The 822-nt window shown below is 70.4% G+C and carries 1 protein-coding gene; it reads right to left on the bottom strand.

The window, feature by feature from the left end:
• On the bottom strand, positions 1-776 hold a 776-nt coding region (locus tag D7V93_RS43640), incomplete at its 3' end, for a condensation domain-containing protein (protein ID WP_208723376.1).
• Between the last annotated feature and the right edge of the window lie 46 nt (positions 777-822).

The following is an 822-nucleotide window of genomic DNA, read 5'->3' as shown; positions in this document are numbered from 1 at the left end:
CCCTGCAACCACTGGCGCTGCCAGACGGCGTAGTCGGCGTATTGCAGGGGCAGGGGCGGCAGCGGCGAGGGCTGGCCTCGGGAGAAGGCGTCGTAGAGGGCGGCCACTTCACGCACCAGCACGCCCATGGACCAGCCGTCGGAGACGATGTGGTGCAGCGTCAGTGCGAGCACATGCTCGTTCGGGCCCTGCTTCCACAGCTTCGCGCGCGCCAGAGGGCCGGTGGCGAGCTGGAAGGGCTTCAGGCTCTCCTCGCGCAGTTGTTGCTCCAGCGCCTCGCGCGCGGCCGTGGGAAGCAGGGCGCCGAGATCCACCGTGTCCAGAGGCAGAGAGGCCTCGGGAGCGATGCGCTGGAGCGGCTGGCCTTCGTGCTGGATGAAGGTGGTGCGCAGCGCCTCGTGACGGCGCACCAGCTCGGAGAGGGCGCGCTGGAGGGCGTTGACGTCGAGCGGGCCTTGCAGCCGCACGAAGGCGGGCATGTTGTAGGCGGGGCTGAGCGGCTCCAACTGGTCGATGAACCACAGCCGCTGCTGGGCGAAGGAGAGGGGCAGGGCCTCCGTGCGGGGCACGGGGAGGATGGCGGGGGCCTGGCTCCGCGCGGCGGAGTCGATGCGGGCGGCGAGCGCCGCCACGGTGGGCGCTTCGAACAGTTCCCGCAGGGGCAGCTCCACTCCCAGGCTGGAGCGCACGCGGGAGACGAGCTGCGTCGCCAGCAATGAGTGGCCTCCCAGCTCGAAGAAGTTGTCGTGGATTCCGACAGGGCTCCTGCGCAGCACTTGCTCCCAAAGAGATACGAGGCGTGCCTCCAGCGCACTGCGGGGG

Source organism: Corallococcus llansteffanensis, assembly GCF_003612055.1.
GTDB lineage: Bacteria > Myxococcota > Myxococcia > Myxococcales > Myxococcaceae > Corallococcus > Corallococcus llansteffanensis.
This window is presented reverse-complemented; position numbering and strand designations above follow the sequence as displayed.